The sequence below is a fragment of the Sporosarcina sp. E16_8 genome (assembly GCF_017347095.1).
Taxonomy (GTDB): Bacteria; Bacillota; Bacilli; order Bacillales_A; family Planococcaceae; genus Sporosarcina.
Window position 1 is genome coordinate 1 of sequence record NZ_JADPRZ010000125.1, and the last position, 803, is coordinate 803.

Annotated in this window: 1 protein-coding gene; it reads right to left on the reverse strand. The window is 47.4% G+C overall.

Features of this window, described 5'->3' with window-relative positions:
• Positions 1-803: ribonuclease YeeF family protein (locus I2484_RS21190; protein ID WP_207152998.1), on the reverse strand; the 803-nt coding region annotated here is incomplete at both ends.

Sequence of the window (803 nt, forward strand, 5' to 3'; positions counted from 1 at the left end):
ACCCACATGTGGTTCTTTTGCGAGTGCAGCATAGAGTGCTTTCAATTGCTCATCTTCAGAAGTATTCGCCCCTACTAGATTGCCAAGTTCATCACCGGATCCTTGTCCCCCGTTTACGCCGTCCATCCCAGCCGTCCGTTGTGCTAAATCTGTCTGAAGTGTATTTTTCGCCGATAATGCTGCCCATTTATCCATCGGGAAGTCGATGGCCGTCACACCATCTGTGAACAATCCTTCGATATCAGAAATCCATGTTTCCATCGTCTTCAGATCATTCTCTATCGCTATCAAAGCCCTCGTCTGGTTCGCATCAAATTCGTACAAATCGGCAATCGTTTGATCCCGTTTCCTCCGCGCATCTCGAACCCCTTCCTGCACATCACTATCATTCAAATGTGGAAGGGCAACGATATCGGCGACCTGATTCATAATGTCGTTGGCTTCGTCGGTGAGACTGCTTGTCAGTTGTGCTATTTCCGTAAGTCCGGCTTCAACTTCACCTTCAAGGAACGTTTGACGGATGAACCCGTTCATATCTGGCTCCAATGCATCAAGTGCGGAATCCATTTGGGTCAGGACATTTCCGTAATTGCTTTTGAATGTCATGAAAAACTGTAAGAACGGCAGGTGGCACTCCGCATAAAATGAACGGATTGCATCACCACCTTGCCCTTTAAGGGAGTCTTCCATCGCAACGAGTCCTTCGACTGCGGTCTCGATTGCTTTCATTTCATTTTCCAAACGATTTAGCATGGTATTATTCCGCCGCAAGCCATCGTGGAAAGGGCTGACATCTACTACTT